Source organism: Corynebacterium sp. TUM25020 (assembly GCF_056388495.1).
This window is the reverse complement of the sequence record NZ_JBWJFG010000001.1, coordinates 232060-255807: the sequence shown is the minus strand read 5'-3', so window position 1 is coordinate 255807 and position 23748 is coordinate 232060. Positions and strand designations below refer to the sequence as shown.

Below are 23748 nucleotides of genomic sequence, written 5' to 3'. Positions count from 1 at the left end.
GCTTTTGCCGGCCCCTGTTGAAAGGAAACACAGTAATCCCATGGCACGCGCAACATCTAGCAATGGCCTGCGTCTGGCCTCTACAACAGTGCGCATTTTCTTCCTGCTCACGCTGATCCTGGGCATCGTTTACCCTGCGTTCATGGTGGGTGTGGGGCGGATTATGCCCGCCAAGGCGGACGGTTCGATGATCACCAATGCGTCAGGCCAGCCCGCCGGTTCCACCCTGATCGCTCAGGAAGTCACCAAGCCGGGCTTCTTCTTCCCGCGCCCTTCTGCTGCGGGAGACAATGGTTATGACGCCATGGCGTCCTCCGCGACCAACCTCTCCCCCTATAGCAAGGAGTACCAGGAGGCTATCGCTGAAAAGCGAGACGAAATCGCCCAGCGCGAAGGAGTCTCGCCTGAGGATGTTCCGGTGGACGCCGTGACCTCTTCCGGTTCTGGCCTAGACCCGCACATCTCCACTGCCTACGCCAAGCTACAGACTCCGCGCGTAGCGAAGGAACGCGGCCTGGACCAGCAGAAGGTAGAACAGCTTGTCAATGACGCTACCGAGGGCAACTACACCGGAAGCGCCGACGGAGCACCGGTTAATGTGGTGAAGCTCAACAAGGCACTCAGCGAGCAGTAGCGCTGGGAAAAGTCCCAGCGTGGTCTGCCTGGCGGTGTAAAAAGTAATTAACGCTGGGAGACGTGGCGTCACCCACATATGCACCGCGAACAGGGTGCAGCAAGAAAGCAAGGAGCACAAGCAACGATGACAAAGCGTGGCACGCTGAAGGTCTACCTCGGCTTCGCCCCTGGCGTGGGCAAGACGTGTGCCATGCTCAACGAAGCGCACGACCTGTATGACCGCGGGCGCGACGTACTGGTTGGCATCGTGGAGGACCACGGGCGCGAACGTACCCGTAAGCTCACTGAGGGACTGCCGACGTTGCCCCGCAAAACGGTTCCGCACCGGGGTGGCAATTACTCGGAACTGGACCTTGAAGCGGCGCTGGAAGCACACCCGGAGATCATCCTTGTCGACGAGCTGGCGCACACCGTGGTGGGTGAGCAAGCCGCGGACAGTAGCCGCACTGCCGAAACGGCAAAGCGCTGGCACGATGTGTACGCGCTGCTGGATGCCGGCATCGACGTCATCTCCACCATGAACATCCAGCATCTGGAGTCGCTCAACGACGTGGTCTCTGCCGTCACCGGTACGCGCCAGCTTGAGACGGTGCCGGATCAGGTGCTTCGTGACGCCGACGAGATCGAGCTGGTGGACCTCTCCCCCGACGCGCTGCGTATCCGCCTCGCCCGCGGTGAGGTCTACCGCCAACAGCAGGCGGAAACTGCGCTGAATAACTACTTCCGGGTCGGTAACCTCACGGCGCTCCGCGAACTGAGTCTGCTGTGGCTGGCGGACAAGGTCGATGAGGGACTGGAGAAGTACCGCGAAGACAAGAAGATCAAGGAAAACTGGCCCACTCGCGAGCGCGTGGTGGTGGCTGTACAGGGCGATGAGGTTTCCGAGGCGCTGATCCGCCGCGGGGCACGCATCACCGGGCGCGTGGCAGGTCGCGAAATGCTGGTGGTTTATGTCTCCGGCGCAGACGAAGCGCTCGGGGCTGATCTGCCCCAGCGGCTGCGGCGGTTGCAGGAGCTCACCGAATCCCTCGACGGCCAGTGGAGGGTGATTGAGGGCGATGACGTGGCGGATACGCTGCTGGAGTTCGCCCGCACGGTCAATGCCTCGCAGTTGGTGATTGGCCTGGGCACGCGGATGAGTCGCCTGTTCAGCTCGACCAGCCACAAGATCATCGACGGTTCTGGGCGTATCGATGTGCATATCGTGTCCACGTCCAGCGCGTCTACCAAGTCTGCCGATGCCAAAAAGCCCAGGCTCTTTAGCCTGTCGCGGGCGCGCAAGTCGGGTCTGGATACCTCGAAGCAGCTCAGCCCGGCGCGCCGACTACTCGGTTGGCTGTTAGCGATAGCAGGGCCTGTGCTGCTGACTTTCGCCATGCTGCCCTTCGACCGTGAAGACGGTGCCTTGGGGTCCATCCTGCTGGGCTACCTGACCATTGCGGTGTTCGCCGCTCTGGCTGGCGGGTTCGGTCCGGCGATCGTGGCGGTGATCATCGGCTCGGTGATGGCGAACTGGTTCTTTACCCACCCCTTCCACACGCTCACTGTCACGGAACCTGCCAACGTGGTGCAGATTATCCTGTTCTTTGTGATCTCCGCGGCTGTGGCCGTGGTGGTAGATATTGCGGAAAGGCGGCGCGCCATCGCCAATCGGCGCCTGGGGCAGGCCGTGGTGCTCTCCGATTTGGCCCGCGGTGCTCTGGACGAGGGCGACGATATCCGCAGCCTGCTGGAGCGCCTGCGCGAGACCTTTAATCTGCGCCGCGTGGATCTGCAGCAATATTCGAAGGAGCGCAAGAAGTGGTTCACGATGGAGACCACCGACCCCGGTGGTATCGGTGAACCGTGGAATAGCAAGAAGGCTCCGGCTCATGTTGGCGCGGGCGATGGCATGCGCTTCGTGCTCGGTGGCCGCGATCTCTCCCCTGCCGAAAGTGCGATGATCGAGGCGCACGGCGCCCGTATCACCGCCATCATTGACCGTGAGCAGATCGACGCAATGCGCCGAGCCACCGCCGCTTTGGAGGCCGGCAACCGGGTGGGCACCGCGCTGCTTACGGCCGTCTCGCACGACCTGCGCACTCCGCTGGCCGGTATCAAAGCCGCGGTCAGTGCTCTGAACATGGATGACATGCAGCTGGATGATGATTCCCGCGCTCTACTGCTGGACACCATCGAGACCAGTACCGACCGATTGGAAACCGTCATCGGCAACCTGCTGGATATGAGCCGTGTGAACTCCAATGCCGTCGCCGTGCACAATTCCCCGGTGCTCTACACCAATGTGGTCGAGGCCGTCCGCGCCGAACTGCCGGAGGCCACGCAGCACATCGACTCTTTTATCGACGCCTCAGTCCCGCCGGTTTTGGGCGATGCAGGTTTGGTGCAGCGCATCATTGCAAACATTGTGATTAATGCCCGCACCTACGCTCCCCACTCTCGCATTGAACTGCGCGCTGAGGAGACCGCTGGCGCTGGTGGCACCGCTGGAACCGCTGACGCTGATGGCACTGTGCAGTTGGCCATTATCGACCACGGTCCGGGATTCCCTTCGGAACACTTAAACGACATTTTCACCCCATTCCAGCGCCTAGGCGATGAAACTGCCAACACCAATGGCCTTGGGCTTGGCCTGGCAGTTGCGCGCGGGTTTGCCGAAGCCATGAACGGAACACTTGAAGCCCGAGAAACCCCAGGTGGAGGCGCCACACTGGTTCTATCCCTGCCGAAGGCAACGGGAGCCCTGGAGGACGGGGAGGCGCCTGGCGTCACAAAGAAAGAAGAAGGAGAACAGCTAGCCCCATGAGCGGCGAGAAAATTTTGATGGTAGAAGACGACGTCGCCCTGGCAAACGCGGTGCTCGTCACCCTGCGGGCGCGTGGCTACGACGTACAGGTAGCCACGACCGCGACGGCGGCGATTCAAAAGGCCTCGAAGTGGCACCCGCAGGCAGTGCTGCTAGACCTCGGGTTGCCGGACCTGAGTGGCCTGGAGGTCCTGCGCTCGCTGCGGAATTGGACGGATATTCCGGTGCTGGTGGTGTCCGCGCGCCACGACGAATCGGGCAAGATCAACGCGCTCGACGAGGGGGCGGACGACTACGTGACCAAACCTTTTTCCGTCGGCGAGTTGCTGGCACGCCTGCGGGCGGCGTTGCGCAGGGCGCCCGGCGAGAGCATCCCCGAGGAGCCGGTGGTTGAGACCTCCGACGGGCGGGTGAAGTTTGATCTGCCTGAAAAGCGCGTCACAGTGGACGGTGAGGACGTGCACCTCACCCCGCGCGAATGGGGCATTGCCGAACACATGATCCGTCGCCGCGGGACGTTGGTTACGAAGGTGGAGTTGCTGCAGGCCGTGTGGGGTCAGGCGTACAAGAAAGAGACGAACTACCTACGGGTTTACATCTCCCAGCTGCGGCAGAAGTTGGAGGCCGACCCGGCGAACCCGCAGTACTTTACGACCGAGACGGGAATCGGCTACCGCTTGGTGCTGTGAGTTCACCTGAACGCCATGTTGTCTTAAACCTGCGGCAAAAACTACGTGGAAAAATCTGTTCGGTTATTCGTAATTTATAAGAACAGATAGGTGTAAGGCGCTCCATGCAACTCAACAGCGTTAAGTCCAACGGCAAGAAGTCTTTTAACTCGGCTGGTAAGCGAAAGATCGCAGGTATCTCGCTGGCTCTGGCGGTAGTTCCCTTCAGCGCGGTTCCCGCAGCTAACGCGACGGTCGGCTCGCAGACCGTGGTCGGCTCTACCCTGGGATCCTCCAGCTTCGGCTCCTCGGCTGGATCTTCTGCGGGGTCTACTGTCGGCTCATCCCTACCTGGTTCCAGCGCACCCGGTTCCAGCGGCCTTGCTGGCTCCTTGCAGCCGGGCAACCCAGGTAACCCAGGCACCCCGGACGCACAGTCCACTTTCGAGCGCACCGCGACTTTCCCTGTGTACGAAAACCGCCCTGACGGCGAAGACAAGTCCACACCGACCGTTGCCGAGATCTCCACTGTGTCGAAGGACGGCAAGACGCTGATCCACACCGACGCGCTGGCGCAGCGCATCGGATTCATTGACATCAGCAACCCGAACGCGCCACAGGGTCTCGGCACCCTGGACCTCAAGGCGCAGGGCCATGCCAAGGACGAGCCGACCTCCGTAGCTGTGTACGGCGACTACCTGCTGGTGGTCATCGACGAGACGGGAGGCGACTTCGCCAATCCGAAGGGACGCGTAGACATCGTGCGAGTCTCCGACCGCACCCGTGTTTCCTCCATCGATTTGAAGGGGCAGCCTGACTCCATCGCTATCTCCCCCGCTGGCGCATCCGGCAAGCCCAAGGCTGCTATTGCCATGGAGAACCAGCGCAATGAAGAGCTCAATGACGGCAACCTGCCGCAGCTTCCTACTGGCTTTGTGCAGACCATTGATCTTTCCGGCGAGCCAAAGGATTGGAAGGCCACCCCGATCCGCTTCGAGGACGAAAGTGGCCAGCTGCTGGACATCGTGAAGAAGGCCGGGCTGGATACCCCGGAGGATCTGGAACCGGAGTACGTCAGCATCAACGGCAAGAACCAGCTAGCCGTCACATTGCAAGAAAACAACGGTGTGGCCATCATCGACCTTCAGACCAACCGCATCACTAACGTGTTCAGCGCGGGTAGCGCCGAGGTTAAGGGTGTGGACACGCAGTCCGACAAGATCATCAACCCCACCGATACCCTGCCAGAGACTCCGCGCGAGCCGGATGCCATCGCGTGGATCGACGATAACCACGTGGCCACGGCCAACGAGGGCGATTGGAAGGGCGGCACCCGCGGCTGGACCGTCTTCGACGCGAACGGCAAGATCACCTGGGATGCCGGAAACTCCGTGGAGAACCTGGCCATCCGCCACGGCCTGCACAACAACAAGCGCGCCAAGAAGAAGGGCGTGGAGATCGAAGGTATCGCCACGGCCAAGATGAATGGCACCACTTATGCGTTCGTCGGCTCCGAACGCTCCAACTTCGTTACCGTGTACAACGTCAACGATCCGGCGAACCCGCAGTTCGTGCAGATGCTGTTCACCACCAACGGTCCCGAGGGCATCCTGCCAATCCCGGAGCGCAACATGCTCGCTGTATCCAGTGAGGTGGACGAGCCGGAGAATGGTGTGCGCAGCGCAGTGACGCTGTACCGTCTGGATGGCAAGGAATCTCAGCCCTCTATTGTGTCCGCCGATGAAGGCGACGCGCCCATCGGCTGGGGCGCACTGGGTGCTCTGGCCGCCGATCCGAAGGACGCCAACCGCCTGTACGCAGCCTCCGATTCCGCATTCGCCAACGGCTGGGTGTACACCATCGACACCTCCAAGCAGCCCGCCGTGATTACCGAGCGCCGTGCCATCAAGCGTGACGGCGCCCCCGCCGAGGATCTGGACATTGAGGGCATTTCGGTTGCTGCCGACGGTGGCTTCTGGTTGGCGTCCGAGGGCAAGAAGGGCAAGGATAACCGCCTATTCCACACCGATAAGGACCTCAACATCACCTCTACCATCGAACTGCCTGCCGACGTTGCTGAGCACATCGGCAAGTGGGGACTAGAGGGCGTCACTTCCACCAAGGACGCCAACGGCGTGGAACAGCTCTTCGTCGCCGTGCAGCGACCGCTGTGGAAGGATCCGGAGGCGAAGAAGCTCGAGGCGGCAGAGGGCGAGAACACCACGCGCATCGGCAAGTACGACACGAAGACCAAGACGTGGCAGTGGTTCGGCTACGAGCTGGAGAAGCCCGCTGGCAAGGGCGACTGGATGGGTCTGTCGGAGATCACCGCGCTGGATGACAAGCACCTGCTGGTGATCGAGCGCGACAAGCTGAACGGCCCGGATGCGAAGATCAAGCGCGTGATGAAGGTGACGCTGCCCGAGGGCGGCGAGGGCGCGGGCACAGGCGAGGCTCAGGGCGCGAATGGTGGCACGCTGCCGATGGTGAAGAAGGAGCTGGCCGTGGACGTGCTGCCGAAGCTGCGCGCCACCAATGGCTGGACGCAGGAGAAGCTGGAGGGCTTCACCATCGCGGCGGATGGCCAGATGTACGCGGTGACGGATAACGACGCGCTGGAGGATGCCACCGGCGAGACCGTCTTCCTGCGCCTGCGCAAGCTGAAGTAGCGAAGCGGGACTCGGCGCCGTGTAAGGCCGTAACCTGGAGATTATGGATCTTCTACTCGCTTCATTTCTGCACCCCAACATTGGCGACTTCTTGTCCGGCAAGGTTCTGTACATAGACGATGCCGCTTCCGAGATGAGGCAGGCTCCGTTCGCACAGGAAGAACTCAATGCCATCAGGGACGTCGCCGACACGGTGGTTCCCATCACGGTAGCCGAGACTGAACCCTCGGCTTTCCGCGATGCATTGGACGCTGCGGATTGTATCTACGTAGCCGGAGGTGAAAGTTTTCGTCTGCTCCACGGACTAAAATCCTCCGGGGCTGACGAGCTGCTTATCAACGCAGTGAGGAACGGGAAACGCTATGCGGGCAGTTCAGCAGGGGCGATTATTGCTGGGCCATCCATCGAACCGGCATCGGTAATGGACGACCCGTCTGTGGCTCCGCATCTCACGGACTATTCTGGCCTCAATCTCACTGAATTTGTCGTTGTCCCCCATGCACAGGGCACGACTGGCCCATATCCCATTGAGGTCATCAGCCAAACAGTGGAAAAGTATGGCAAGGATTGGAAGCTTGTGCTCCTCCGGGATGGGCAAGCGCTGCATGTAAGTAGCCGCGGGGCAATGCTGATTTAGTGGCTCGATTACCGGGCGAATCCTGCCCGGTCCCCTGCCGTTGTCCAAAATTATCGAGTTAATGAAAGTAGCATACCTGAAGCTTTTTTCGCGACGCTGTGACCTGCAGGAATAGAATAGTTATATTCTAAGATATAGAATTTTGGACATTTCGCCCGCCGCGGGAAGTCTTTACACTCGCTCCAGCCCCCTGGCCACACCCCATCCCCCGCATCCTCCACAGCCCCTCTCCCGGCGAACGCAAAAACGCCCTCGGATTTCTCCGAGGGCGTCCCATTTTGTACCCCGTACGGGATTTGAACCCGTGTTACCGGCGTGAGAGGCCGGCGTCCTAGGCCGCTAGACGAACGGGGCGCTGGCCTACCAGGACTCGAACCTAGAATGACGGTACCAGAAACCGTAGTGTTGCCAATTACACCATAGGCCATCGTTCGTCGAACAAAACTCGCACGTCACACACCCTTTGAACGCAGAGCATTTAACGCAGCGAACCTCGTTCGCAACGAGGAATACTATAACCAGAACAGTGAATTACAAGCAAATCAGCTGTTCAGAGCAACTTTTCTGACAATGGCCGACCGCGTTTCGGCGGCAACAGACCCCTTCTGGCGACAGCCCACCCGCTCCCAGCTTCAGCCAGCTACGTCCCCGCCCCGCGGGAACCACCTACTGCTGCGCGGGCACAAACGGGGTCTGTTCGCGGGCGGAGCGCAGGCGCGCCAGCGTGGACTCCTTACCCAAAAGCTCCATGGACTCGAATAGCGGCGGAGACACAGCCGCGCCACTGATGGCCACACGCAGGGCACCGTAGGCCTTACGCGGCTTCAGCTCCATCTCCTCGATCAACTTCGACTGCAGAGCCTTCTCAATGACATCAGTCTTAAACTCCCCGTCCGCGATGGCCTCCAGCTGCGCGATAGCAACCTCGAGAACCTCCACCGCGTCCTCCTTCAGGTTCTTCTTCGCGGCCTTCTCATCCAGGGACAAGTCGGCGTCGGAAGTAATGAGGAAGCGCAGCAGACCGTCGGCGTCCGAAAGAGTCTTGATGCGCGTCTGCACCAGCTCCGCGGCGAACGCAAACTTGTCCGCAGGATAATCCGCCGGGAAGTCCTTGTGCTCCTCCAGATAGGCGCGCAGGCGCTGGGTGAAGTCGCCGAGCTCCAACAGGCGAATATGGTCAGCGTTGATGGCCTCCAGCTTCTTCTGGTCGAAGCGCGCCGGGTTGGGCTTCACGTCCGCCACGTCGAAGTTGTCGATGAGCTGCTGCATCGTGAAGATATCCTCATCCGCAGACAGCGACCAGCCGAGCAGCGACAGGTAATTCAGCATGCCCTCCGGGATGATGCCGTTGTCGCGGTGGTTAAACAGGTTCGACTCCGGGTCGCGCTTCGAAAGCTTCTTGTTGCCCTCGCCCATCACGAACGGCAGGTGGCCGAATGTAGGTACTTGTTTAGCGACGCCAACTCGTACCAGAGCCTCGTACAGTGCGATCTGTCGCGGCGTGGACGGCAGCAGATCTTCACCTCGCAGGACGTGCGTGATTTCCATCAGCGCATCATCCACCGGGTTCACAAGCGTGTACAGCGGCTGGCCATTCGAGCGGGCAACCACAAAGTCCGGGACGGTCTTGCCGTCGACGCTCATATCGCCGCGGACCAGGTCATGCCACTCGTAGATACGATCATCGGGCATCCGCAGGCGCCACACCGGCTCGCGGCCTTCGGCCTGGAACTGCGCGATCTGCTCTTCCGTGAGGTCGCGGTCGAAGTTATCGTATCCCAGCTGCGGGTCGCGACCTGCGGCCTTGTGGCGAGCTTGAACCTCCTCATTAGTGGAGTAGGCCGGGTAGACGTCGCCAGATTCCTTTAGCTTTTCTAGAACATCGGCGTAGATGTCCATGCGCTGGGACTGGCGGTAAGGCTCGTGCGGGCCGCCAACCTCGATCCCCTCATCCCAGCCGAGGTTCAGCCACTTCAGGGAGTCGATGATGGCCTGGTAGGACTCTTCGGAGTCTCGCTTCGCATCGGTGTCCTCGATGCGGAAGATGAGCTTGCCGCCGGTGTGGCGGGCATAAGCCCAGTTGAACAGTGCCGTGCGGACCATGCCGACGTGCGGGGTACCAGTCGGTGACGGGCAGAATCGAACGCGAACTTCGCTAACTTCACTCATGGTCTTTAACTGTACCTTTTCGCTTTCAGCGCTTCGCGTTCGCTTGGGCGCCGGGTGCGAAGGGAACTGAATCTGCTGGCGGTATAAAGAACCCCCCCGCGGGTTAGGCGGGGGTTCAGCCACACACTGGGTGCGGATCCATTAAGGAGCTACAGGCCTAGAGGGCTTGAAGCCTAGAGGTGACGCTGGCGGGAAAGGAAGTTCCATGCAGCCTTTGGAGCGTCCGGGGAATAAGCATTCCAGTTGTGGCCACCGGCGTTTGCACGCCACAGTACGGTGAAGGCACGGCAGCCGTCGTAGGTGAATCCAGCGGTCAATGCGTGAGCGCGCACCCCATGGAGCGTACGCATGTTGCAGGAGTTACGGCGTGCCGCGTTGTCGAAGGCAGAGCGAGCACCGTAGTAGTGCATGCCGTGGCGAACACCCCCGCCGTAGCGGACCACGTCATCGTGTGCGCCGTGGATCAGCATGGTCGGTACATTCCGCCCCGAGCAGTGGTTCATGGTGGCGTCATAGTAAGCACCAGAAACAGATACGACACCGGCGACCAGATCGGGAGCCTGGCAGGCCAAGTTCATTGCCATACCGCCGCCATTGGACATGCCGGCTGCGTACACGCGATGAGTGTCAACGTTGTAGCGCTTAGACAAGGAGCGCACCATCTCGCGAACGAAGGCAACGTCTTCGCCGCGGCGGGTCTTGGAGTACGGCGCACCCTCCCAGGCGTTGTCGATTCCCTGCGGGTGAACGATGATCGCGTTTTTGCCCGCGGTGGCATTCAGGCGAGACATCCTCTTGGTTGCAGCAGCGTTGACACCAAGGCCGCCGAACATGAACAGGATTGGCTTCTTACGGTTCGCCGAGTTTGCAGGGACGTCGACGATCGCGGTGCGGGTCTTTCCCTTGACATTGAAGGTCTGGTATTTATTCGCCGGACGTGGGGAGAGCGAGCTTGCGAGGTCGCTGAAGCCGGCAGAAAGTCTGCTGATGAGGTTCGGGGCGGCACTAGCCTGGGGCGTTGCAGTTTCCGTACCGGCAACTGTGTCCAAAGCTGGACCTGCAAAGGTGCCCATGCCGAGGCCAAGGGCTACCGCCAGGGAGAGAGTGGCCTTGCGGAAGCGACTGGAGCGACGGGGAGCTGGATTGAATGAGCCGGATCCACCGTGGGTCGCTGCAGTTGAGCGGGTTTTACTGTGGGTTGTTGCGGAGCTCGTCAGGCTCGAACGCATGTAGTTGAAAAGCACCGTTCAAATATACACGTTGATCCGAAGAATCAGAAGGTTTTACTTACAAAACACTTAAGGTGGGTGTGCCCCATGTTAAACAACTCGAAAGTTGACTACTTGTGTGACCCATGTGAGGCGTTTCGGGGGTACCAATCCCCCTAGCCAGCGGCTCGCGGCAACGCCTTATTCTGACGCGCAAGGAAGTTCCACGCCTCGTTTGCAACATCTGGCGCAAAGTGCCAGTTGTGCCCCTGGTCATTAATGCGCCAGAAGACAGCTTCATCCCGGCAGCCAGGGTAACCAAACTGGGTAACATTGCTGGGCTTCTGCTCCACTACCGGCTGCGGAGCGCACCCATTGCGCATCGCACGCGAGTGAATCAGCCTTGGCGCAGGAAGATACGGAGCATTGTGCAGCATCCCACCGTCGTAGTGGGTTAGCTCATCCTGCTGCCCATGAATCATGAACGTCGGCACAGACCCTGGCGCACACCCCTCGTTCACCGGGTTATAGAAAGCTCCAGACACGCTCACCGCACCCGCAACAAGGTCGGGCGCCTGGCAAGCCAAGTTCATCACGAACCCACCACCGTTGGACATGCCCGCAGCGTAGATGCGATTGCGGTCGATATTGAATTTCGTACCCAGTTCATGGACGATCTGCCGTACAAAATCCACATCCTGACCGCGCTTCGTCGTGGCGTAGGGTGCACCTTCCCAGGCATTGTTTACCCCGCGTGGGTACACGACAATCGCCTCATTAGCCGCTCCCGTGTTCGAGAACCGCGAGTAGTTGCGATAATTCTCCGGCGTATCGTCGCGCCCTCCAAAACCAAAGAGCACCGGAACAGGTTTGGCCGGGTCATAGTTCGAGGTAACGCTCACGATCGCACTGCGGACACTACCGTCAGGACGGGTGAACTCAATATTCTCTGGTCGCCCCGGTTGCGCCTTTTCTATTGCGGACGCCTTCTTTCCCGCCGGTGCAGGTGCAGGCTTGGGAGCCGGTGCAGGAGCGGGCGCAGGCTTGGGAGCCGGAGCTGGCGCGGGCTTAGGCGCTGGTGCCGGAGCGGGCACAGGAGCAGGTTTGGGAGCTGGCGCCGGCTGAGCCTGCGCCACACTCCCTCCCCCGACAAGCATGGCAGCAAGCATCGTCACGGCCATTGCGATGGAAACGGCCACGAGCACAACAAACCGCACAGTTTTCACATTTTTAACAAAAGTCACATGAGTCACAAGAGTAACAGTAGAGGCAATGAGCTCTCCATCACTCTCGTGACACGCCGATTCTCTTATAACTTCATCAGGTTCCCACTACACACAGCCTTGCTGCGCACTAAACGTGCTCGAGGACGACCTCACCCTCATAGCCAGCTTCGCGCAGCGCATTGACCCACTCGCCTAGCGGGGTATCCCCATTCCCCGGCACACCGCGACCTGGGAAGTCCGCGATTTGAATATGCTCCGGCCACAATTCATACCCCGGCCCACGGTCGGCAAGCCAAGTCCAGTCCTCACCGTTGGCGGCCAGGTGGTAGGCGTCGAGAAGCAGGCGACCACCTGCAGCAACGAGGGGCGCTGCCTCCTTAATACTGGTGACAGGATAGTTCTCAATTCCACTAAGCGGCTCGATAAGCGCGATACCACCGAATCTAGCCAGGCGCTTCGCCACCGCCGCGAAGGCCCGCACCTGACGGCGTTGCAACACGCGTCCGCCACGCCCCACAAGCACATTAAAACGACGCACACCTGTGAGACGGTGCAGATACTCAATCACATTGAGGTGCTCGATAAGCTCCTCGGTAATAGCGGAGTCACCCTCATCTTCAGGATCCTCCGAACCGACTAAGTGCAGCACTCCCCGATCGCCGGCGGCCAGGTCACCGGCCCACAGGTTCAAAGCGACAAGCTGGCGCGGATCCTCCTGGCGCCCCTTGGCTAACGCTTCCACGAGCTGGCGCATCTGCTGCTCAGAAGGGTGCGGCGTATCCCATGGCCACCACAGTTCCACCTTGTCGAAGGGAGAATTCGCGACAGCCTCAAGAGCCTCGGCACCGCTGTGTGCCCCAAGAGAGTAGTTCATTGCCGTGGCAAACTCGACAGACTGTGCATCCGATGTCGACTGTGCACTTGATTCTGTATTCATAAGCACCATCATTTCATGCGAGTGGTCCAATCCAGAATTCACAAAAGCACTGCTGGCACCCCACGGTGCTCCACATGCAACGACAAACTTACCCCTCCACCCCGTAGCGCCGACCCCATACCGAGGCGGCCTGCCAAAACCACAAGCAGTAAAATGGCAGCCATGACCCACGAGCAGCGACCGGCAACCGCCCCGGATTTCCTGCTTTCCCGACCAGATCGCAGTATCCGCACCCAGGGGCGTAAAGCGACCTTCCCGGATCCTTTTGAAGCATCCACAGCGCTCCGAAACAAGGATGCAGACTTGATTGTGGGCGCCTTCCCCTTCGACACTTCCCTCCGTGCAGCGCTCATGGAACCGGAGACCGTCACCCGTGCCGAAGGCCCGCTAGAGCCACCCGCGTTCTTTCGCGGCAAGGATGCCGCCCGCCACCTCACCGTGGAATCCGTGGAGCCACAGACCACCACAGAGGAACACACTGCGATGGTCGCCGCCGCCGTCGCCACAATCCAGCAGTCGCGGTTGGAGAAGGTAGTCCTTGCCCGTGCCGTGGATATCACCTTCGCTGAGACTGTCGACCCGCTGCTTATTGCAGCCCGGCTAATCGACTTGTCCGCTTACCGTGATGGCTTCGCCGTGGATCTTTCTGCCACCGGCCGTGACGAGTACCAGGGCGCGATGTTCGTCGGCAGTTCCCCGGAGATGCTAATCCGCCGCGAAGGCCAAGAAGTCCGGGCCTTCCCCATGGCCGGTTCCGCGCCGCGCACCGGAAACTTCTCTGTTGATGACGCCACAGCGCGCGAACTCGCGAATTCCACCAAGGATTTACGCGAGCACCGCTTTGTGGTGGAGCATTATCGCCGTGTGTTGGAACCATTGTGCGAAAAGCTGGACATCCCGGATACTCCCGAAATCCATGAGACTAACGAGATGATCCACCTGGGAACCCAGATCACGGGCACCCTGCGGGATGACGAGTATTCCGCATTGGATTTGGCGCTGATGCTGCACCCCACCCCGGCCATCGGTGGCACACCAACCGATGATGCATTGGGGGTTATTGCGCAGGAGAAGTCCCCACGCGAGTTCTACTCCGGTGCGGTTGGCTGGTGCGATTCCAGCGGCGATGGGGAGTTTATGGTCTCTATCCGCTGTGCCATCGTGGAGGACAACACTGCACGTGCCTGGGCTGGCGGCGGAATTGTCGTGGATTCAATCCCCGCCATGGAGGCGGAGGAAACGTCCGCGAAGCTGCAAACAGCGCTGCGGGCACTTAACGTGCCTGCAGCGCTGCGGAAGATCTAGCGCGAAGCCGGAAGTTTCGCGGGCTTATTTGCCGTAAGCCTGCACCGGGTTAGCCAGTTTGCCCAGCCCCGGGATTTCCACCTCAATGCGGTCGCCTGGAACCATCTCAGCGGTACCGGCGGGCGAGCCAGTGCAAATCACATCGCCCGGCAGCAGCGTAAAGGCAGACGAGACCCACTCAACGATCTCCGGGATGGACTTGATCATCTGGTTGGAGTTGGAATCCTGCTTGGTTTCCGTCTTGCCATCGTGCGTGAGGTGTGCCTTGATCGGCTGGTTATCAATGTCGATGCTGTCTACCGCAGTCTCGATCCATGGACCCAGCGGGCAGAAAGAATCGAGACCCTTTGCGCGAGCCCACTGACCATCCTGGAACTGCAGGTCGCGGGATGAAACATCGTTAACGATGGTGAAGCCCAGCACTACGTCTTTCCAATTGTTTCGGTTGGCGTCCTTGCACGGGCGGCCAATGACGATCGCCAGTTCGCCTTCGAACTCCACGCGCGTGGCCCATTCCGGAATGCGGATTGGAGCCTCCGGCCCCACGACGGCTGTCGGCGGCTTGAGGAAGATGGTCGGCGGCAGGTGTTCCGCACTCTTCTCGAAGACTTCCTTGACGTGGTCAGCGTAGTTTCGCCCGACGGCAACGATTTTCGATGGCAGGATCGGAGCCAGTAGCCGGACCTCTTCGATGGGCCACGACTTTCCGGTGAATTCTGGCTGGCCGAACGGGTGGCCGGCGATCTCGCGGCAGGTGGCGCCGGTTCCATCCGGCTGCCCCCCTTCGACGATCGCAAACGCCATGCCCTCGGGGTGTGCAATTCGAGCAATTCGCATGTTTTCATACCCTACTCCACCTGGCCTGGGCTCTCTCGTTTCGCCCCTCCTCTTGTGCCCACTATTCACCTATTAACCGTGAGTTCGTTTCTGCGTCACGGCTACGACAGATTGAATCGTTAATTTGGCCGTTATGACTTCTCACAGAAATAATCCTCAATCCTCCAATTTCGATTCCCCCTCGCACACGCCTTCCACACACTCTGCTTTCCTACACTCTGCTTCCCTCACCACCCGCCGTGCATTCCTAGCGGGAGCCGGTACCACTGGTGCCATCCTGCTCGGCACCGGAGTCGCGCAGGCTCTTGGTTCGCAAGCCGGAAGCATGGCCGGTTCCACAGCCGGATCATCGGTGGGCTCCAGCGGCGCAGTGGGATCGGTGGGACTTCGTCGCTCCCGTCCGGTGATGACACATGGCGTCGCAACCGGCGATGTACGCCCCGACGGCGGTCTCGTGTGGTCCCGTGTCGATCGACCGGCGCGGATGATCATCGAAACCTCGACAGATCCGGCGTTTCCACGGCACAAGACCAAAACCTTCCGCAGCAACAGCGTTCTTACCCCAGAAACGGATGGAACCGGCCGCCTCCGCTTGGTCGGGTTGGAGCCGGGTAAGAAGATCCACTACCGCGTGACCATGGAGGATCAGGAGACCTCCATGCGCTCCGTGCCGGTCATCGGCAGCTTCACCACCGCACCGAGTACCGCCCCGGGCGCTAAAAAGGCGCACAAGAACATTCGCCTGCACTGGTCCGGCGATGTGGCGGGTCAGGGCTACGGCATCAACCCGGACATCGGTGGCATGTACTGCTGGAAGACAATGGCGGATCGCAACCCGGATCTGTTTATTCACTCCGGCGATACGGTCTACGCCGATGGCCCGATCGAAGCGAACCACAAACTGGACGACGGTCGCGTGTTTAAGAACCTCACCAGCCCGTATAAAAACAAGGTGGCCGAAACTCTGGAGGAGTTCCGCGGCCAGCACGCTTATAACCTGATGGACGAGAACTACAAGCTGTTCAACTCCAAGGTCGCACAGCTGGTGCAGTGGGATGACCACGAGACGACGAACAACTGGTACCCAGGCGAGATCCTGGAAGACGACAAGTACCAGGTCAAAGATGTAAATCTGCTGGCACAGCGCGGCTTCCAGGCCTTCCATGAATGGCAGCCACTGGATCGGAAGATGGCGGTGGATGGCCGCGTTTACCGCAAGATTTCCTACGGCTCGCTGCTGGATATCTTCGTACTGGATATGCGCAGCTACAAGGATCGCAACCCGGATGCCGGAACGTCTGCCACCAAGCCGGGGCACATTCTGGGGCCGAAGCAGGAAAAGTGGCTGATCGACGGAGTTAAGAATTCCACCGCTACGTGGAAGATCATCGCCAATGACCTTCCGCTGGGCATCGTCGTGCCGGATGGGGATGACCAGGAGGGCGTATCAAATGGCGCGGGTGGCAAGGCTGTGGGTCGCGAGGCGGAGATCGGTCGCGTCCTCAGTGGCATCAAGGATGTGCGCAATGTTGTGTGGCTCACCGCCGACGTGCACTACACCGCTGCGCACCACTACTCGCCGGATCGCGCGGACTTCCAGGATTTCGCACCGTTCTGGGAGTTCGTCTCTGGCCCGTTGAACGCCGGCGGATTCGGCCCGAACGACATGGACGGCACCTTCGGCCCGGAGGTTGTGTACGTGCACGCACCGGCGAAGGATAAGCAAAACTCCTCGCCACTGGATGATTTCCAGCACTTCGGAGAGGTGGATATCGACGGTGGTTCGAAGGATCTCACCGTCCGGCTGTTCACCACCCGTGGCAAGGAGTTGTGGTCGAAGACGCTGCGCGCACAGTAGAGCACAGCGCAGGACGGCAAACCACGGCGCACCCGCCCGGCCTAAGTACCGGGCTGGCTGTTTTTGCCTATTTCAGGTTTGCGACAACGCGGTCGCCAACCTCCGCAGTCTTGACGGGGCCGCCGTCGCGTGAGCTTGCCTCCGCCAGAACCGCGGCCTCAATGGCTTCCGCTTTGGCATCATCGCCCAAATGGCGCAGCATGAGCGCGACGGACAGGATCGCCGCGCAGGGGTCCGCAATCCCCTGGCCCGCGATGTCCGGTGCGGAGCCGTGGACCGGCTCGAACATGGAGGGGTTCTTTCGCGAGGGGTCGATGTTGCCCGAGGCTGCCAGGCCGATGCCGCCGGTGACTGCGCCCGCCAGGTCGGTGAGGGTGTCTCCAAAGAGGTTGTCCGTCACAATGACGTCGTATTCCTGTGGTTTGGTGACCATGTAGATCGTCGCGGCATCGATGTGGTTGTAATCCACCTGAACTTCGGGGTACTCCTGCCCCACTGTCTCGATCGCGCGCTGCCACAGGCCACCGGCATTCACCAGCACATTCGTCTTGTGCACCCATGTCAGCTTCTTGCGTCGGCTCTGTGCGCGCTCGAAAGCATCACGCACCACGCGCTCCACACCGAAGTAGGTGTTTTGGGATACTTCGGACGCCACCTCGTGGTCAGTGCCCTCGCGCAGTGTGCCGCCGTTACCGCAGTAGAGGCCTTCGGTTCCCTCTCGCACGACGACGAAGTCAATGTCACCCGGGTTTGCCAGCGGGCTGGAAGATCCGGGATACAGCTTGGACGGTCGGAGGTTCACCGCGTGGTCCAGCTTGAAGCGCAGTGGCAGCAGCAAACCTCGCTCCAGCACTCCAGCGGGTACGGTGCGGGGATCCCCGATGGCCCCCAGCAGGATCGTGTCGTGTTCGCGCAGGGATTCCAGATCTGCGTCGGTCAGGAGTTCACCATTGCGCAGGTAGCGGCGGGCTCCGAGGTCGTATTCGGTGGTCTCCACGTCGTCACGCAGAGCGTGCAGAACCTTCAGGGCCTCGGCGGTTACTTCGGTGCCGATGCCATCGCCGGCAATCACTGCGAGTTTCATTATATGAACTCCTTTGTCTCACTATCTGGTCAATTAAGACCATAGCACGACACCCGGACAGCACTTGCCTAACAACCTAAAAACGGATTACATCCAAGGCGCTTACGCACCCGAGGCAATAAAAACATTCCTTAACACCTGTAAACAGACGCCGCTGTTAGTGTGAAAGACATGACCTACGAGCCATATCCCTCACATACAACTACAAATCCGGAGGTCAGCGACGCAGCGCTGGTCATCCGCAATCTATATAAGAACTTCCCTGGCAAGGTGGCAGTAAATAATCTCAGCCTCACCGTGCCAAAGGGCAGCTTCTACGGAATTGTCGGCCCTAACGGCGCCGGTAAAACCACCGCCATCCTCGCAGCTACGGGCATTATTCGCCCCGATGGCGGTAATTCCTGGATCGCCGGCCACCCATTGTGGAGCGACCTCGAGAACACCCAACCCGAAGAGGAAGTACTGGCGGCAAAGCGTAGTTACGGTCTGCTAGTGGACGGCCTTCCCGTTTTCGAGCGCCTCAGCGGCAAGGAATACCTCGAGTATCTGGGGTACCTCCGCGACATCCCCGGCGACGAACTGCAGCAGCGCATTGCAGACCTGCTGCAGGCACTCGATCTAGAGGATGCCGGAAAGAAGTACATCGCCGACTACTCCGCGGGCATGAAGAAGAAAATCCTGCTGGCCGGTGCCCTTTTGCACAGCCCGGAGGTGCTCATCCTCGACGAACCTTTTGAGGCCGTGGATCCCGTTTCCGGCGAAGTCATCCGCACTATCCTGCGACGCTATGTCGGCGCGGGCGGCACGGTCATCATGAGCTCGCACGTGATGGAGCTGGTCGAGGGACTCTGCGACCATGTGGCAATCATCAACCAGGGCACCGTCGTTGCCGCCGGTACCACCGAGCAGGTGCGCGCGGGCAAGTCCCTCTCCGAACGTTTCGTGGAGGCCGTGGGCGGCAAGCAGCTGGATACGCAATCCTTCGGCTGGCTGCGCGGTGGACAAGCCGGGCACAGCGGACACGACCTGCCCGCCCACCACCACGAAGGGTAGGACCAGTGTCGAAAACCAAGACCCTTCTCAAACTCCACTGCACACTCTGGGCACACGCCTTTACAGGCAATATCCAGATGATCATTTCGTCCGTAGCCATCACCATTTTCGCAGTGATGGGCTGTGTTGGTCTGGCCTTTACCAGCTACGGAATCCTCGTGTCCGACGGCAACCCGGCCATGTTCGTGCTGACGATGGGGCTCGGCAGCGTGCTCTACCTCGCGCTATCAGCCATCTTTCCCAGCGAGGAACGCATGCTAGATCCACGCATGTTTAGCTCGTTGCCACTATCCGACCGTGACCTCCTGCCAGGCATGGTCACGGCAATGTTCCTCAACTCCCGCGCCGCGATCTCGCTGGTCAACACGATCATCATGTCTGTGCTCGGTTACCTTGCCTTTGCGAAGATGGCTTCCCCCGGCGCCGGTGCGCTGTGGATCCTCGGGTGCGTACTCCAACTAGTATTCACCCTCCTGGCGGGAGAAGCTCTCGCTGCTGCGCTCAGCAGCATTGCCACCAAGTTCAGCGAACTCTGGGGCAATGTCGCCGGTTTCGTCGTCACTTTCGGCTTTTTGGCGCTGTATCTCTCTCCACAGTTGCTTTCCGATGGCTCGGATCCCACCGCCGCCGTGGAGACCAGCTCCACGATCATGTCCTGGACTCCCTTCGCCGCCGCCGCTGGCGCTGCCGCTGACTTGACCGACATCGGAAATGGTGGCGTCAATACGGGCATCGCCAAGGGTGTGATCTGCCTCGTTTCAATCCTTGCAGTCACTGTTGTGCTGCGCGTGGCCGTCAAGCACGACCTGAACAATCCCCTCCCTCCTCAGCATGCCACCCGGGCAGCGAAGGGAGACAGCCTACTACTGCCGCGAGTCCCCGCATCCCCCGTTGGCGCACTGTACTCCCGCGAGATTCGCTATTGGCGCCGCGATAACCGCTTCGTGATGAGCCTGACGTTCGTGGTCGTCTTCTGCGCTTTTTACATGCTGATGGGAATGACCAATAGCGACAGTGGCTGGATGCTGTGGTTCGCGATGTTCTTTGTATCCCTTGGCCCCCAACAGGTGGCGGGCAACTCCCTGGGCATGGACGGGCCGTCCAACTGGGTGCACATGGTCGCCGGTGTGCGCGGCAAGCAGATCGTCACCAGCCGCACCCTTTCCACCGTGACGGTATTGCTCCCAATATGGCTGATTATTTGCATCGCCGCGGGAGCTTTCAAGAGCTTCAGCGCCGCCTGGCTTCTAGCCAGCGCCTTGACGCTGGGGACCGTCTTTATCGCCTCCGCCATGGCGAACTTCAGCGCCGCCTACTTCCCCTCCCAGACCACTGCACCGGGAACCAACGCCTTTAAGCAGCGTAACGGTGGTTCCAGCGCTATCATCTCCGCATTCGTGATCATGCTGACCTTGAGCCTATCCATCCTGCCGGGTGCGCTTCTAACGCTCATCCCACTGGAGACCTCCGCTGGCAACAGCGACAGCATTGCCGACATCCCACTTCTGAGCTGGGCAGGCGTACTGCTCCACGGGGTCATCATCATCGGCGTCGCCTGGATCTTAAACCGCCGCGCCTCCCGTCAGCTCGATCTACACTGGCCGGACATCGCGCAGAAGGTACAGCACTACCTGTAGCTGCGCGGCGTGGGGCGTCAATAGAAAAGGCCGGGCAGATCCTGCCCGGCCTGACGCGATAACAACTATCGCTTAAACCATTAGAAGTTCAGCACGAACGCGTTGGAGGCGCTCAGCTCTGCCTTGACCTCGTCGACCAGCTCTTGATCCAGATCCTGGGCGACACGCAGAACCAGCGTAGCCTGCGACTCATCGTTGGTCGGGGACAGTGCGGCGGCGTCGATGTTGATGCCCTTGCCGCCCAGCAGCGTACCGACCTTGCCCAGCGCACCCGGCTGGTCCGGGTAAACCAGGAATAGGTTGGTGCCTGTGGCGCGCAGATCCAGGCCGCGGTCGTTGATGCGAACGATCTTCTCCACGTGCTGCAGGCCGGTCAGCGCACCTGCGACGGAGGCGGTAGCGCCATCGGTGCCGACAACCTTAACTTCCAGGACGGAGCGGTGGCTGACGGACTCGTCGTGGGTCTGTACATCCAGCTCCACGCCGCGCTCTTCGGCGATCTGCGGAGCGTTAACAAAGGTGACCTGCTCGTCGATCACGCCGGAGAACACGCCACGCAGAGCAGCCAGGCCCAGTGCGTCAACGGACTCGGTGGACAGCTCACCTCGGGCGGTGACAGTCACGGTGCTCGGAGCGCCGTTCAGCAGCTCGCCGGCCACGCGACCCAGGTTGGTGGCCAGGTTCAGCCACAGGGCAACCTCTTCGGAGACCTTGCCACCGGAAACATTCACAGCGTCAGGCACGAAGTCGCCGGACAGAGCCTTCAAGACGGATGCGGCAACGTCGGTGCCGGCGCGGTCCTGAGCCTCTACAGTGGAAGCGCCCAGGTGCGGCGTAACAACGACTTCTTCCAGCTCGAACAGCGGAGAGTCGGTGCAAGGCTCAGAAGCGTATACGTCGAAGCCGGCGCCGCGGATGTGGCCGGACTTGATGGCCTCTGCCAGGGCGGCCTCGTCCACCAGGCCGCCACGGGCGGCGTTGATGATGATCTGCCCCTTCTTGGACTTAGCCAGCAGGTCCGCGTTGAACATACCCGCGGTTTCCTTGGTCTTCGGCAGGTGGATCGTCACGAAGTCGGAGCGGCCCATCAGCTCTTCCAGCTCCACCAGCTCCACGCCCAGCTGTGCGGCGCGGGCGGGGTTCGCGTACGGGTCGTAGGCGATGATTTCGGTCTCGAAGGCGGCCAGGCGCTGCGCAAACAGCTGGCCAATGTGGCCGAAACCGACGATGCCGATGGTCTTGCCCAGAATCTCCACGCCCTTGAAGGAGGAGCGCTTCCACTCTCCGTCGCGCAGGGTCTTGTCCGCCGCCGGGATCTGACGGGCGGTGGATAGCAGCAGGCTGATGGCGTGCTCGCAGGCGGAGTGGATGTTGGAGGTCGGAGCGTTGGCAACCATCACGCCACGGGAGGTAGCGGTCTCGATGTCGACGTTGTCCAGGCCCACGCCTGCACGGCCGACGATCTGCAGCTTCGGCGCTGCCTCGAGCACCTCGGCGTCAACGGTGGTTGCGGAGCGGACCAGCAGCGCGTCTGCGTCTGCGACTGCCTTTAGCAGTTCTGGGCGGTTCGGGCCATCGACCCAGCGAACCTCGACGGAATCACCAAGGGCGTCGACGGTGGACTGGGACAGCTTATCGGCGATGAGGACTACCGGACGGTTGTTACTCACGAATGTTTCTCCTGAGGTGCGTGCGTTGCCTCGCCCGCGCCGAAACGACCGCGCCGACGCGGGAAGGGACCACGCCATCCAAATGTGACGTGCGACCCTTACAGCATATCCTTTACCTCTGCGTCACTCAGCATTGCCTTCCGGAAACGCTGTACTGCTCTGTCTGCATCAAAATTGACGCCGATAAGCACCACTTCGCTGGAGGGGGTAAGCCCGACCCGCCGCCATCCACCGGCGGGCTGAATCCGCAGGTCGGGACCAGCTTGATGCCAGACCTGGGCTAGCTCGGGACGGTCGGCAATCCAGCAGTAGCCCTTGGAGCGCACCAATCCGGTCGTGGAGCGAAGAGCCTCGATCAACCTACCCCGATCGAAGGGGCGATCCCCGCGGAAGACCACGGAACTGATGCCGTATTCCTCAGTTTCTGGGGTGTGGGGGTTTTCAAGCTCGTCGAGGTAGCCCTCGTAGGCGCGGGCTGTGGCCTCGTCGTAGAGATGCGCGCCGAGGATATCGTCGACGGCCGACCGCCCGGCGCCGTCCGCAGTATCCGTCACCTCAGCCGCGCTGCCTGACAAGCCACCAGGGGTCCCGTTCCCGCCCAGCAATCCAGCGGTGACGATACGGCCGTGAATGAGCTTTTCGATACGCGCCCGCGGGTTCATCCTGCGCAACAGGGCGACGGTAGCGCGATAGTGTTCCTCGCTAACTAGGTCCGCCTTGGTGACGTAGATAATGTCCGCGAACTCGACCTGATCGACCAATAGATCCGCAATCGTCCGCTCATCTTCCTCAGTCGCCTGCAAATCCGCCTCTGTGAGCAGCTTCTTCTGCCCTATTTGCTGCAGGAACTGGGCGGCGTCGACAAGAGTGACCATTGTGTCGATCGGCGCAACGTCTGCAAGACGAGTGCCGTCCTCCCAACGCCATTCGAAGGTCGCTGCGACGGGCATGGGTTCAGAGATGCCGGTGGATTCGATGACTATATGGTCGAAGTCACCGCTGCGTGCGAGTGTGCCTACGGATTCCACCAGATCCTCACGAAGTGTGCAGCAAATGCAGCCGTTGGTGAGTTCGACGAAGCGGTCCTCGCCGCGGGTCAGATGACCTTCGCCAGCGATCAGGGCGGCGTCGATGTTGATTTCCGAGAAATCGTTGACGATCACCGCAATCCGGCGACCCCCGCGATTGGCCAGCAGGTCGTTCAGCAGTGTGGTTTTACCTGAGCCGAGGAATCCGGACAGAACCGTAACCGGTGTGCTGCTCACCTCTGGGTCGCTTGCGGTCGGGTGATCGTGAATATGGCTATGCAGGTGTCTCATGCGTAGGGATACTACACGTTATTGGAATC

General features: G+C 60.6%; 17 protein-coding genes, 2 tRNA genes and 1 pseudogene. 9 read left to right on the top strand and 11 right to left on the bottom strand.

The window, feature by feature from the left end; genetic code table 11:
• Positions 1 to 40 precede the first annotated feature (40 nt).
• From kdpC to AC05K6_RS01120, 5 genes are all read left to right on the top strand, one after another.
• Positions 41 to 634, top strand: a complete 594-nt coding sequence (gene kdpC, locus AC05K6_RS01140; protein ID WP_293789922.1) for a K(+)-transporting ATPase subunit C — start codon at positions 41 to 43, stop codon at positions 632 to 634.
• A 126-nt stretch (positions 635 to 760) separates the two neighbouring features.
• Positions 761 to 3442, top strand: a complete 2682-nt coding sequence (locus AC05K6_RS01135; RefSeq protein ID WP_476727526.1) for a sensor histidine kinase — start codon at positions 761 to 763, stop codon at positions 3440 to 3442.
• Positions 3439 to 4131 (top strand): response regulator, encoded by a 693-nt coding sequence (locus AC05K6_RS01130; protein WP_296215818.1) that lies wholly within the window; start codon positions 3439 to 3441, stop codon positions 4129 to 4131. Before AC05K6_RS01135 ends, AC05K6_RS01130 begins: the two co-directional genes overlap by 4 nt.
• Before the next feature lie 104 nt (positions 4132 to 4235).
• Positions 4236 to 6779 (top strand): esterase-like activity of phytase family protein, encoded by a 2544-nt coding sequence (locus AC05K6_RS01125; RefSeq protein WP_476727525.1) that lies wholly within the window; start codon positions 4236 to 4238, stop codon positions 6777 to 6779.
• A gap of 43 nt (positions 6780 to 6822) precedes the next feature.
• Positions 6823 to 7416, top strand: a complete 594-nt coding sequence (locus AC05K6_RS01120; protein ID WP_476727524.1) for a Type 1 glutamine amidotransferase-like domain-containing protein — start codon at positions 6823 to 6825, stop codon at positions 7414 to 7416.
• A gap of 281 nt (positions 7417 to 7697) precedes the next feature.
• On the opposite strand, the gene AC05K6_RS01115 is transcribed toward AC05K6_RS01120, so the two are convergent.
• The 6 genes from AC05K6_RS01115 to AC05K6_RS01090 all read right to left on the bottom strand — a co-directional run bounded on the left by AC05K6_RS01115 (position 7698) and on the right by AC05K6_RS01090 (position 12956).
• A tRNA-Glu gene (locus AC05K6_RS01115) sits at positions 7698 to 7770 on the bottom strand.
• Between the two features lies 1 nt (position 7771).
• Positions 7772 to 7843 (bottom strand) — tRNA-Gln (locus AC05K6_RS01110).
• A gap of 239 nt (positions 7844 to 8082) precedes the next feature.
• Positions 8083 to 9585, bottom strand: a complete 1503-nt coding sequence (gene gltX / locus AC05K6_RS01105; protein WP_476727523.1) for a glutamate--tRNA ligase — start codon at positions 9583 to 9585, stop codon at positions 8083 to 8085.
• A gap of 173 nt (positions 9586 to 9758) precedes the next feature.
• The gene (locus AC05K6_RS01100) at positions 9759 to 10814 is read right to left on the bottom strand and encodes a CE1 family esterase (RefSeq protein ID WP_476727522.1); all 1056 of its coding nucleotides are present in this window, start codon (positions 10812 to 10814) and stop codon (positions 9759 to 9761) included.
• 155 nt (positions 10815 to 10969) lie between these two features.
• The gene (locus AC05K6_RS01095; RefSeq protein ID WP_476727521.1) at positions 10970 to 11992 is read right to left on the bottom strand and encodes a CE1 family esterase; all 1023 of its coding nucleotides are present in this window, start codon (positions 11990 to 11992) and stop codon (positions 10970 to 10972) included.
• Positions 11993 to 12146: 154 nt separating this feature from the next.
• On the bottom strand, positions 12147 to 12956 hold the full coding sequence (locus tag AC05K6_RS01090) for a TIM barrel protein (protein ID WP_476727520.1): 810 nt from the start codon (positions 12954 to 12956) through the stop codon (positions 12147 to 12149).
• 162 nt (positions 12957 to 13118) lie between these two features.
• On the opposite strand from AC05K6_RS01090, the gene AC05K6_RS01085 reads away from it, so the two are divergent.
• Positions 13119 to 14261: an isochorismate synthase gene (locus AC05K6_RS01085; RefSeq protein ID WP_476727519.1), complete on the top strand. Its 1143-nt coding sequence runs from the start codon at positions 13119 to 13121 to the stop codon at positions 14259 to 14261.
• A gap of 24 nt (positions 14262 to 14285) precedes the next feature.
• On the opposite strand, the gene AC05K6_RS01080 is transcribed toward AC05K6_RS01085, so the two are convergent.
• Positions 14286 to 15098: a fumarylacetoacetate hydrolase family protein gene (locus AC05K6_RS01080; protein WP_293789902.1), complete on the bottom strand. Its 813-nt coding sequence runs from the start codon at positions 15096 to 15098 to the stop codon at positions 14286 to 14288.
• Between the two features lie 133 nt (positions 15099 to 15231).
• Here AC05K6_RS01080 and AC05K6_RS01075 point away from each other — a divergent pair, with 133 nt between their 5' ends.
• On the top strand, positions 15232 to 16956 hold the full coding sequence (locus tag AC05K6_RS01075) for an alkaline phosphatase D family protein (RefSeq protein ID WP_476727518.1): 1725 nt from the start codon (positions 15232 to 15234) through the stop codon (positions 16954 to 16956).
• 67 nt (positions 16957 to 17023) lie between these two features.
• On the opposite strand, the gene AC05K6_RS01070 is transcribed toward AC05K6_RS01075, so the two are convergent.
• Positions 17024 to 18040, bottom strand: coding sequence for a 3-isopropylmalate dehydrogenase (locus AC05K6_RS01070; protein WP_476727517.1), 1017 nt, complete (start codon positions 18038 to 18040; stop codon positions 17024 to 17026).
• Positions 18041 to 18211: 171 nt separating this feature from the next.
• On the opposite strand from AC05K6_RS01070, the gene AC05K6_RS01065 reads away from it, so the two are divergent.
• Together AC05K6_RS01065 and AC05K6_RS01060 are read left to right on the top strand one after the other, a co-directional pair.
• A complete protein-coding gene (locus tag AC05K6_RS01065) occupies positions 18212 to 19093 on the top strand; it encodes an ABC transporter ATP-binding protein (RefSeq protein WP_476727516.1) in 882 nt (293 codons plus the stop codon).
• 5 nt (positions 19094 to 19098) lie between these two features.
• A complete protein-coding gene (locus AC05K6_RS01060; protein ID WP_476727515.1) occupies positions 19099 to 20730 on the top strand; it encodes an ABC transporter permease in 1632 nt (543 codons plus the stop codon).
• 80 nt (positions 20731 to 20810) lie between these two features.
• On the opposite strand, the gene serA is transcribed toward AC05K6_RS01060, so the two are convergent.
• The 3 genes and pseudogenes from serA to AC05K6_RS01045 all read right to left on the bottom strand — a co-directional run.
• Positions 20811 to 22400, bottom strand: a complete 1590-nt coding sequence (serA, locus tag AC05K6_RS01055; RefSeq protein WP_476727514.1) for a phosphoglycerate dehydrogenase — start codon at positions 22398 to 22400, stop codon at positions 20811 to 20813.
• A gap of 98 nt (positions 22401 to 22498) precedes the next feature.
• Positions 22499 to 22798 carry a CobW C-terminal domain-containing protein gene (locus tag AC05K6_RS01050; RefSeq protein WP_476727722.1) on the bottom strand — a complete coding sequence of 100 codons (300 nt, stop codon included), beginning with the start codon at positions 22796 to 22798 and terminating at the stop codon, positions 22499 to 22501.
• 221 nt (positions 22799 to 23019) lie between these two features.
• Positions 23020 to 23719: pseudogene (locus AC05K6_RS01045) on the bottom strand (GTP-binding protein); the annotation flags it as partial.
• Positions 23720 to 23748 lie beyond the last annotated feature (29 nt).

What these genes read in the sequence shown, in the direction of transcription:
- kdpC (WP_293789922.1), top strand. Translation starts at nt 41, where the DNA reads ATGGCACGCGCAACATCTAGCAATGGCCTGCGTCTGGCCTCTACAACA.
- AC05K6_RS01135 (WP_476727526.1), top strand. Translation starts at nt 761, where the DNA reads ATGACAAAGCGTGGCACGCTGAAGGTCTACCTCGGCTTCGCCCCTGGC.
- AC05K6_RS01130 (WP_296215818.1), top strand. Translation starts at nt 3,439, where the DNA reads ATGAGCGGCGAGAAAATTTTGATGGTAGAAGACGACGTCGCCCTGGCA.
- AC05K6_RS01125 (WP_476727525.1), top strand. Translation starts at nt 4,236, where the DNA reads ATGCAACTCAACAGCGTTAAGTCCAACGGCAAGAAGTCTTTTAACTCG.
- AC05K6_RS01120 (WP_476727524.1), top strand. Translation starts at nt 6,823, where the DNA reads ATGGATCTTCTACTCGCTTCATTTCTGCACCCCAACATTGGCGACTTC.
- gltX (WP_476727523.1), bottom strand. Translation starts at nt 9,585, where the DNA reads ATGAGTGAAGTTAGCGAAGTTCGCGTTCGATTCTGCCCGTCACCGACT.
- AC05K6_RS01100 (WP_476727522.1), bottom strand. Translation starts at nt 10,814, where the DNA reads ATGCGTTCGAGCCTGACGAGCTCCGCAACAACCCACAGTAAAACCCGC.
- AC05K6_RS01090 (WP_476727520.1), bottom strand. Translation starts at nt 12,956, where the DNA reads ATGAATACAGAATCAAGTGCACAGTCGACATCGGATGCACAGTCTGTC.
- AC05K6_RS01085 (WP_476727519.1), top strand. Translation starts at nt 13,119, where the DNA reads ATGACCCACGAGCAGCGACCGGCAACCGCCCCGGATTTCCTGCTTTCC.
- AC05K6_RS01080 (WP_293789902.1), bottom strand. Translation starts at nt 15,098, where the DNA reads ATGCGAATTGCTCGAATTGCACACCCCGAGGGCATGGCGTTTGCGATC.
- AC05K6_RS01075 (WP_476727518.1), top strand. Translation starts at nt 15,232, where the DNA reads ATGACTTCTCACAGAAATAATCCTCAATCCTCCAATTTCGATTCCCCC.
- AC05K6_RS01070 (WP_476727517.1), bottom strand. Translation starts at nt 18,040, where the DNA reads ATGAAACTCGCAGTGATTGCCGGCGATGGCATCGGCACCGAAGTAACC.
- AC05K6_RS01065 (WP_476727516.1), top strand. Translation starts at nt 18,212, where the DNA reads ATGACCTACGAGCCATATCCCTCACATACAACTACAAATCCGGAGGTC.